General features: G+C 70.4%; 7 protein-coding genes. 3 read left to right on the top strand and 4 right to left on the bottom strand.

The window, feature by feature from the left end; genetic code table 11:
- Window positions 1-11: 11 nt before the first annotated feature.
- Window positions 12-1922, top strand: coding sequence for a DNA helicase RecQ (gene recQ / locus AC07Y4_RS31970; protein WP_487848901.1), 1911 nt, complete (start codon window positions 12-14; stop codon window positions 1920-1922).
- A 10-nt stretch (window positions 1923-1932) separates the two neighbouring features.
- On the opposite strand, the gene AC07Y4_RS31975 is transcribed toward recQ, so the two are convergent.
- Window positions 1933-2835 carry a LysR family transcriptional regulator gene (locus AC07Y4_RS31975; RefSeq protein ID WP_487848902.1) on the bottom strand — a complete coding sequence of 301 codons (903 nt, stop codon included), beginning with the start codon at window positions 2833-2835 and terminating at the stop codon, window positions 1933-1935.
- A gap of 121 nt (window positions 2836-2956) precedes the next feature.
- Here AC07Y4_RS31975 and AC07Y4_RS31980 point away from each other — a divergent pair, with 121 nt between their 5' ends.
- Window positions 2957-4186 (top strand): alpha-hydroxy acid oxidase, encoded by a 1230-nt coding sequence (locus tag AC07Y4_RS31980; protein ID WP_487848903.1) that lies wholly within the window; start codon window positions 2957-2959, stop codon window positions 4184-4186.
- A 70-nt stretch (window positions 4187-4256) separates the two neighbouring features.
- A complete protein-coding gene (locus AC07Y4_RS31985) occupies window positions 4257-5207 on the top strand; it encodes a tripartite tricarboxylate transporter substrate binding protein BugE (RefSeq protein ID WP_495275629.1) in 951 nt (316 codons plus the stop codon).
- Between the two features lie 16 nt (window positions 5208-5223).
- Here AC07Y4_RS31985 and xylB read toward each other — a convergent pair whose 3' ends face one another.
- The 3 genes from xylB to AC07Y4_RS32000 all read right to left on the bottom strand — a co-directional run.
- Entirely contained in the window at window positions 5224-6696 is a 1473-nt protein-coding gene (gene xylB / locus AC07Y4_RS31990; protein WP_487848904.1) for a xylulokinase, read from the bottom strand.
- A gap of 70 nt (window positions 6697-6766) precedes the next feature.
- Window positions 6767-7948, bottom strand: coding sequence for a nucleoside hydrolase (locus tag AC07Y4_RS31995; protein ID WP_487848905.1), 1182 nt, complete (start codon window positions 7946-7948; stop codon window positions 6767-6769).
- A 191-nt stretch (window positions 7949-8139) separates the two neighbouring features.
- Window positions 8140-9632 (bottom strand): S41 family peptidase (locus AC07Y4_RS32000; protein ID WP_495275628.1); only part of this gene is annotated, 1493 nt, incomplete at its 5' end.

The following is a 9632-nucleotide window of genomic DNA, read 5'->3' on the forward strand; positions in this document are numbered from 1 at the left end:
CACCCCCGCCTGTGTCTTCCCTCGCTCCCCGCCCCTTCGACGCTTCCAGCGACGGCAGCAGCTCCGGCAGCGCGGCCCCCGCCGACATCCTTCACGACGTGTTCGGCTACGCGCGCTTTCGCGGGGCCCAGCAGGACATCGTGGAGCACGTGGTGGGCGGCGGCGACGCGCTGGTGCTCATGCCCACGGGCGGCGGCAAGTCGCTCTGTTATCAGATTCCGGCCATTGCGCGGCAGCGCGCGGGGCGCGGCGTGGCGGTGGTGGTGTCGCCGCTGATCGCGCTGATGCACGACCAGGTCGGCGCGCTGCACGAAGCGGGGGTGAGCGCGGCCTTCCTGAATTCGACGCTCGACTGGGAACAGACGCAGGACGTGGAGCGCCGCATGCTGCGCGGCGAGATCACGCTGCTGTACGCGGCGCCCGAGCGCGTGAACACGCCGCGCTTCTTGTCGCAGCTCGATTCGCTGAACGAGCGCGGCAAGCTCTCGCTGTTCGCCATCGACGAGGCGCATTGCGTGAGCCAGTGGGGCCACGACTTCCGCCCCGAGTACCGCGCGCTCACTGTGCTGCACGAGCGCTATGCGGGCGTGCCGCGCATCGCGCTCACGGCCACGGCCGACGACCTCACGCGCGCCGACATCGTCGAACGGCTGCAGCTGGAAGAAGCGCGCCAGTTCGTCTCCAGCTTCGACCGCCCGAACATCCGCTACACCATCGTCGAGAAGAAGGACGCCACCACGCAGCTGCTGCGCTTCATCGAGCGCGAGCACGAGGGCGACGCGGGCGTGGTCTATTGCCAGTCGCGCAAGCGTGTGGAAGACCTCGCGACGACATTGCAGGGCGCCGGCATCAACGCGCTGCCGTACCACGCGGGGCTCGATGCGGCGGTGCGCCAGAAGCACCAGGACCGCTTCCTGCGCGAAGAAGGCATCGTGATGGTCGCGACCATCGCCTTCGGCATGGGCATCGACAAGCCCGACGTGCGCTTCGTGGGCCACGTCGACATGCCCAAGAACATCGAGGGCTACTACCAGGAAACCGGCCGCGCGGGCCGCGACGGCGCCCCCGCCGACGCCTGGATGGCCTACGGCCTGAACGACGTGGTGAACCAGCGCCGCATGATCGACGAGAGCCCGGCCGGCGAAGAGTTCAAGCAGGTGATGCGAGGCAAGCTCGACGCCCTGCTCTCGCTGGCCGAGGCCAGCGACTGCCGCCGCGTGCGCCTGCTGGGCTACTTCGGCGAAAAGAGCACGCCCTGCGGCAACTGCGACAACTGCCTGAACCCGCCGCAGGTGTGGGACGGCACCGATGCCGCGCGCAAGCTGCTGAGCACCATCTACCGCGTGCAGCAGCTCAGCGGCATCAGCTTCGGCGCGGGCCACATCATGGACATCCTGCGCGGCAAGGCGACCGAGAAGGTCAAGCAGTTCGGGCACGAGCGCATCAGCACCTTCGGCATCGGCGCGGAGTTCAGCGAGGTGGCGCTGCGCGGCGTGCTGCGCCAGCTGATCGCCACCGGCGCGCTGGCGGTGGACGCCGAGGCGTTCAACACGCTGAAGCTCACCGAGGGCTCGCGCGCGGTGCTCAAGGGCGAGACCACGGTGTCGCTGCGCGAGTCGGTGTCGTCGCCGGCCGAGCGCAAGCCCCGCCGCGAGAAGGCCGCCAAGGGCGCGCCGTCGCCGGCGGCCGCCTCGCTCGACGACACCGGCAAGAAGCGCTTCGAGGCGCTCAAGGCCTGGCGCGCCGAGGTGGCCAAGGAACACAACCTGCCGGCCTACGTGATCTTCCACGACGCCACGCTGGCGGCCATTGCCGAGCGCGCGCCCGCGACGCTCGAAGACCTGCAGGGCATCAGCGGCATCGGCACGAAGAAGCTCGAGGCCTACGGCGCCGAAGTGCTTCGCGTGTGCGAGGCCTTCTAACGCTCTCCACCTAGAGCAGGCGGGCCGCCTTCGAGAAATCGACGGACGCGAGCACCGCGGCGCGCATGGCCGTCAGCAGATGGCGCTCGTCGTTGCTGCGCTTCTGGAAGGTGTAGGTCAGCGCGGGCAGGGCCTGGCGGGTCTTCAGGATGCGCAGGTCGCCGCGGCGCGACAGCAGGCGCGCCCAGCCTTCCGGCAGAAACCCGACACCGATCCCCTCGATCAGCAGGCCGGCGACGGCGCCCCAGCTGTTGCAGCTGAGGCGGTGCGGCGCCTCGAGGTTCTCGGCCATGAGCCATTCGTCGAGCAGGCGGCTGGTGCCCGCGCCGGTCGGCAGCGTCACGATGGGATGTTGCGCGAGCAGCGGCGCGCCGAGGGTCGTGGTCTTGCCCGCCAGCGCGGGCGCGGCCACCCACACGAAATGCGCCTGGCCCACGGTGTGCGACGAGATCAGCCCGTGGTGCGGTGAGCGCCCGGCGATCACCGCGCAGTCGAGCTCGCCGTTGCGAAGGCGCTCGTCCAGCGCCGAGCCGAAGTTGACGTGCGGCTCCAGGCGCAGGTCCGGCAGGTGCCGTCCCACGTGCGCGACGAGCTGGGGCAGCCAGGTCAGCGCGCTCAGTTCGCCGATACCGAAGGTGCAACGGCCGCCGAGGCTGGCGGGCGCGCCGATCGACCGCTTCGTCTCGTCGGCCGCCAGCAGCAGCGCGGCGGCGCGCGGCAGGAAACGCTCGCCCGCGTCCGTGAGCGTGGCCCGCTGCCCGGCGCGGTCGAACAAGGGCGCGCCGAGCGACACCTCCAGCTCGGCCAGTCGTTTGGACAGCGACGAGGTCGACAGGTGCAGCCGCTGCGCCGCAAGCGCAAAGCTGGCGCAGGTCGCGGCCCAGTAGAAGGCCTCCAGTTGCTTCAGCGTCATGCGCCGTCCCCCTCGGTCATTTCGAAAAAAGCGAAATGGCAAATTACCATAAATTCGCTTTTTCAAAACCTTCTGCACGCCTACAGTCCGCGCGGACCGAACGACTGACTGGATGGCGGACATGACTGTTTTCTCGCGTGCCTTCGATGCCCCGCGCACCGCGCCGGCGCAAGCCCCTGCTGCTGCCGCGACGCCGCGGCGCTTGGCCGGCATCCTGTCGCTGCAGGACTTCGAGCACGCGGCGAAGCGCCGGCTGCCGCGCCCGCTGTTCGGCTACATCGCCGGCGCGGCCGAAGACAACCGCTCGCTGGACGCCAACCGCGCCGCGTTCGACGCGCACGATTTCCTGCCCCGGGTGCTGGTCGATGTCTCCCGACGCTCGCAGGAGGTCACGCTGTTCGGCCAGCGCTACGCGTCGCCCTTCGGGATCGCGCCGGTCGGCATCAGCGCGCTGTCGGCCTACCGCGGCGACCTGGTGCTTGCGCAGGCGGCGCAGGCGGCCGGCATTCCCGCGGTCATGAGCGGCACCTCGCTCATTCCGATGGAAGAAGTGGCCCAGGCCGCGCCCGGCACCTGGTTCCAGGCCTACCTGCCGGGCGATGCGGCGCGCATCGACGGCCTGGTGGCGCGCATTGCCGGCGCGGGCTTCCGCCACCTGGTCGTCACGGTCGACATTCCCGTCTGGGCGAACCGCGAAAACAACGTGCGTGCCGGCTTCACGACGCCGCTGCGGCCCAGCCTGCGGCTGGCCTGGGACGGCCTCGTGCGGCCGCGCTGGCTGCTCGGCACGCTCGCGCGGACCTTCGTGGCGCAGGGCATGCCGCATTTCGAGAACTCGTTCGCCACGCGCGGCGCGCCTCTTTTCTCCAGCACCGCGATCCGCGACACGACCGGCCGCGACCACATCCACTGGGACCACATCGCCCGCATCCGCCAGCAGTGGCGCGGGCCGCTGATCCTGAAGGGCATTCTTCATCCGGCCGATGCGCGGCGCGCGCGCCAGCTCGGCGCCGACGGCCTCATCGTCTCCAACCACGGCGGCCGGCAGCTCGACGGCGCCGCACCGGCGCTGCGCGCCCTGCCGCAGGTGCTGGACGCCGCGGGCGAGCTGCCCGTGATGGTCGACGGCGGCGTGCGCCGCGGCAGCGATGTGCTGAAGGCGCTGGCGCTGGGCGCCAAGGCCGTGTTCGCCGGCCGGCCGTTCATGTATGCCGCCGCCGTGGGCGGCCACGCGGGCGTCACGCACGCGATCCGGCTGCTGCGGGACGAGGTCGACCGGAACATGGCGATGCTCGGCGTCAACGACCCGGGCGAGCTCGACGCGAGCTGCCTGATCCCGCGGCGCCCCTGATCGGCCCCCACTCATCCCACCCATTCCATCAATCCAAGAGGAGGAAGACACCTTGCCGAAAAACCCCACCCTGTTCGCCCTCGCCTGCCTGCTGGCAGCGGCCGTGCCCGCCCATGCGCAGGGCTACCCCGACAAGCCCGTCAAGCTGCAGGTGCCGTTCGCGCCGGGCGGCACGACGGACATCATTGCGCGCGTCATCTCCGAGCCCCTGGGCAGGCACCTGGGGCAGAGCGTCATCGTCGAGAACAAGTCGGGCGCGGGCGGCGCGATCGGCGCCGCCGAGACCGCGCGCGCCACGCCCGACGGCTACGCGCTGGGCATCGGCACCGTGTCGACGACGGCGGCCAATCCGGCCATCAACCCCAAGGTGCCCTACAACCCGAAGACCGACTTCACGCCGATCATCAACCTAGCGGCGACGCCCAACGTCATTGCGGTCCACCCCAGCTTTCCGGCCCGGGACTACAAGGGCTTCATCGAGGTGCTGAAGAAGAACCCGGGCAAGTACGCCTACGCCACCGCAGGCACGGGCAGCATCGGGCACCTGCAGATGGAGCTGTACAAGGGCATGGCCGGCGCGTCCGTCACGCACATCCCCTACCGGGGGTCGGGCCCGGCACTCAACGACACCGTCGCGGGCCAGGTCGCGATGATCTTCGACAACCTGCCGTCGGCGCTGCCCTTCATCAAGGACCGCCGGCTGATCCCGATCGTCGTGGCGGCGTCCGAGCGCCTGAAGGACCTGCCCGACGTGCCGACCTTCAAGGAGGTCGGCCTCGCGCCGGTGAACCGCATGGCGTACTACGGCATCGTGGGTCCCAAGGGCCTGCCCAGGGACGTGGTGGACAAGGTGCACGCGGCGGCGCGCAAGTCGGTCGAAGATCCTGCCGTGCGCAAGCGCATCCAGGACACCGGCTCCTTCGTCGTCGGCAACACGCCGCAGGAATTCACGCAGCAGATCGCCGCCGAGTTCGACGTGTACAAGAAGGTGGTGGACACCGCCGGGCTCACGCCGGACTGAGCCGACGAGCGCCTCTTCAGGCCACCGACGCCCAGACCGGCGCCATCGCGCGGTAGAGCGTGCGGAAGGCCTCGAGCCGGGGCTGGTAGGCCGCGTGCAAGGCGGCGTCGGGCGCCAGCACCTGGCGCACGGCGGGCGCGACGACCACACCCGCCGGGTCTTCGCCCGTGACCGCCAGCCGCGCGAGCCGCGCCGCACCGAAGGCCGGGCCGCGGTCGGCGGATTCGTACAGCACCAGCGGCACATCGAGCACCGACGCGATCAGCTGCGCCAGGAAGGCGGAGCGCGCGCCGCCGCCGATCAGCGCCAGGCGCTCGGGCCGCGCCGTCTGCGCGCTCAGCGCTTCCAGGCCGTCGGCGAGCGAGAAGGCGATGCCTTCGCAGACCGCCTGCATCAGGTCGGCGCGCGTGGTGGCACCCGACAGGCCGACGATCGCGCCGCGCGCGAACGGGTTGTTGTGCGGCGTGCGTTCGCCGAACAGATAAGGCAGCGCGAGCAGGCGCGAGGGCCCGGTGTACGCGGCCTCGACCTCGGCCAGCAGCGCGCCGACCGAGGCACCACCGGTGCACGACGCCAGCGCCGCGAGCGGGCTCGCGCCGTTGAGCAGCGCCGCCATGCGGTACCAGCGCTGCGGCAGCGCGTGGCAGAAGGCGTGCACCAGCCGCTCGGGGTCGGGGCGGTGCGCGGTGTCGGCCACGAGGATCTGCGCCGAGGTGCCGAGCGACACGAAGCCGTCGCCCGGCCCGACCACGCCGATGCCGACACCGCCCGCCGCGGCATCGCCCGCGCCGCCGGCAATCGGCACGCCGCGCGGCAGGCCCCAGCGCGCGGCCAGCGCGTCGCGCACGGTGGCGCAGGGTTCGCACGACTCGACCACGCGCGGCAGCCAGGCGGGATCGACCCCGCAGGCGGCGAGCGCCTGCGGCGACCAGCGGCGCTGCGCCTGGTCGAACAGCCAGGTGCCGGCCGCGTCGGTGACGTCGGTCACTTTCTCGCCCGACAGTTGCAGACGCACGTAGTCCTTGGTCAGCAGCAGCGAGCGGGCACGCGCCACGGCCTCGGGCTCGTGGGTGCGCAGCCAGCGCAGCTTGGGGCCGGTGAAGCCCGCCATCGGCTGCACGCCGACGGCGCGGCGCAGGGCCAGGTCGGTCTGCATGAGATCGGCGGCCTCGGCGGCGGCGCGGCCGTCGTTCCACAAGATCGCGGGGCGCACCGGGCGGTCGGCCGCGTCGAGCAGCACCAGCGAGTGCATCTGGCCCGACAGGCCGATGCCCTGCACGCCGGCCATTGCTGTCGGGCGCATGCGCGCCAGTTCGTCGAGGCCGTCGGCCACGGCGGCCCACCACTGGTCGGGGTCGTGCTCGGACCACAGCGGCTGCGGGTACTGCGAAGTGAGCGGCCGATCGACCGTGGCCACGACCTGCAGCAGTTGCAGGTCGGTCAGGACGATCTTGACCGCGGAGGTTCCGATATCGATGCCGATCAGCATGCGTGTGTTCCCTGTTCGAGGGCCGAAGTATCGGCGCTCCGGCCCCGCGCGCCGGCTGACGGCAGGTGGTTTACGAGCCGCTCGCCGGCAGCGTGATCGGCACCGGTCGCGTGTGCAGGTCGATGTAGAGCTCGAAGAAGCGCGCGTTGTCGAACTTCTTCACCACCGTCATCTTCTGCAGCGACGTGCCGGCGGGCGGCGTGGTGTAGCCGATGGAGCGGCCGTTGTCGGCCGCGCCGGGCTTGGCCACCACGTCGACATAGCGCTCGACGGTCTGCGTGGCGTAGCGCGGATCGATGAGGTAGGCCAGCACCAGCGTGTCCCAGATGTTCTGCGTGTAGTTCGGGTTGTTCTCGAAGCCGTTGGTGCCGCTGAAGCCGTAGCCGTTGAGCTTGCGGAACACCTCGGTCACCGCGGTCGGCTTGGCCGGGTGCGCGATGCGGTCGTAGACGGGCTTGGTGAGGAACACGGTGTCGGTCACGTCCAGCGGCACCACCACCTGCGGGATCGGCAGGCGCACCACGAACTGCGCGGCCTCGGGGTCGAACCACCAGTTGAACTCGGCGAAATGGGTGGTGTTGCCGGCCACGTCGACGGCGCCGCCCATGTAGATGATCTTCTTGATCAGCGGCACGATCTCGGGGCTCTTCTTCACGGCCAGCGCGATGTTGGTGAGCGGGCCGATGGCCAGAATGGTGATTTCGTTCGGGTTGGCCCTGACGGTGTCGATGATGAAGTCGACCGCGCTCTTGCGCTGCACCACGGTGCGGGTGGCGAAGCCGTCGGGCGAGGGCTTGAGGTCGGCGTCGGTCTTGGGCTCGGGGCCGCTCCAGGCGCCCAGGTAGCCGTCGCCGCCCGCCCCCGCCTTCATCTCGGCCTCGATGGTGGCGTAGTCGTGGTTGATGGCGTAGTTCTCGCCCACGTAGACGCCGATGCGCTGGCCCACGCCCAGGCGCTCGACCGACATCAGCGCGTCGGCCACGCCCTGCTTGAGCCACTGGTTGCCCGACACCACGCTGATGCCCATCACCTGCACCTTGCCCTCGGCCTGCAGCTGCGCGGCCATGACGCCGAGCTGGCCGTCGTCGCTCATGGTGTTGTAGTCGCTGTCGATGATGACTTTCTGCGCCACCGGCGGCGCGGCGAACCCGGGCGCCAGGCCGATGCCGTCGTTGCCGCCCCCGCCACCGCCGCATGCCGTGAGCACGGCCACGACGACGAGCCAGAAGGTCGTCACTGTCCATTTGCGCATCTGTTTCTCCTAAGTGTTTGGTTTCCAGCCCGGTTTCCAAAAGGGGCTCCAGGGAGTGAAAACGTTTGCGCAAACCTTTGCGCAAACGTTTGCCAAACTCTAAGTGGCAGGCCACAGGCGTGGCAATGGGGTGCGGCTAGGGGTTTTCCGCGAGGCCGGGGCCGGCCTCGCGCGCGGGGTCAGGCCGTCTATCAGCCCGGGTTGGGCACAAGGTCGATCAGCCGGTTCTCGCGCAGCGGCGAGCGGGGGCGCAGGAAGAGTTCTTCTTCTGCCGGCGTGGCGGCCTTCTCCAGGCCCTGGGTGTCCGCGGCCTTGGCGGATGCCGCCGTGCACGAACCGGTGTCGCGCAGCCGCAGCGCCGCGGCCAGCCGGCCTTCGGCGGCGTCGCCCAGGGAGTGGTCGAAGTCGTCGACCACGGCGCAGCTGGCATTGGGTGCAAAGCCGTCGCCGTAGTCGCCGAAGCCGGCCTGGTTGACGCCCTTGAAGTTGACCGCGAAGTAGGTGGTGCCGCAGTTGTCCTGCGGAACGAACCCGTAGGGCTTACCGCAGGTGGTGGCGCCCACGAGGTTGACCGTGACGCCCACGCCGCGCAGGCTGTTGATGACCGACTCGCTGGCCGAGCAGGTGCTGCGGCCCGTCAGCAGCGTGACGCGCGACAGGCCCAGCGTGGGCAGGGGTTGGCCGACCCGGGTGGTCGTGAAGAAGGGCGTGAGGTTGTCCGCGAGCGTGGTGCGGTACGGGTTCTTGTCGTTGAAGGTCAGCAACTCGAAGGTTTTCCCGTTCGTCGGGCCCGGCCCGGCCACCATGTAGGCCAGCTGGCTCGCGATGCGCAGCTGGCCGCCGCCGTTGTAGCGCATGTCGATCACGAGGTCCTGGATGCCGCCGTCCTGCTTGAGCGTGTTCATGGCCGTGACGAGCTGCCCCTCGGCGGTCGAGATGTGGTCGTTGAACAGCAGGTAGCCCACGCGGTTGCCGGGCGGCCCGATGGTGCGGGTGTACAGCACCGGGCTGCTCGTGATGCGCTGGGCCGTGAGCTCGATCGGGCTGCCGCGCGTGCCGCTCACCTCGAAGGTGAAGGTGTGCTTCTCGCCGAGGTTCTGCGGCGAGATCGCGCGGTTGATGATGTCGACATTGGCCTGCCCGGTGCTGGCCACCACGTCGACGCCGTCGACCGCGACCAGCTTGGCCCCGCGCGCCAGGCCGGCCGCCGCCGCTGGCGAACCCGGCTCGACGAAGGCGAGGCGGATGTTGCGCGGCGGCGAACTGCGCACCGCCGCCGTGTCCATGCCGTAGCCGACCGACACGCCGCCCTCCGACTCCAGGCGGTACGCCTCGGTGTCGAGGTAGAAGTGAAAGCGATCCTTGAGCTGGCCCGAGGGCGTGGTGGCCTGCGTCTTGAGCACGCTGAACCAGGTCAACGGCGTGGCGTAGTCGGACGCCTTGAGGGTCGTGGGCACCTCGTTGTACCAAAGGTAGGTTTCGTCGATCCAGCCGCGCACCCAGCTCTTCTCGTTGTCGACGGTGCCAGCGGTGTCGGGGTACGCGCGACCGGTCGCGGGGTTGATGCCCCGGCGCGGCGCGGCGCACTGGCCGGCGACGGTCGAGGACGCGACGATGCCGCCCTCGCCCCCGTTGCCCCCGCCTCCCGGCACGGGCGTCGGCAGCACGCCGATCGGGAAGCCAC

Source organism: Variovorax sp. GW460-12-1-14-LB1, assembly GCF_059423605.1.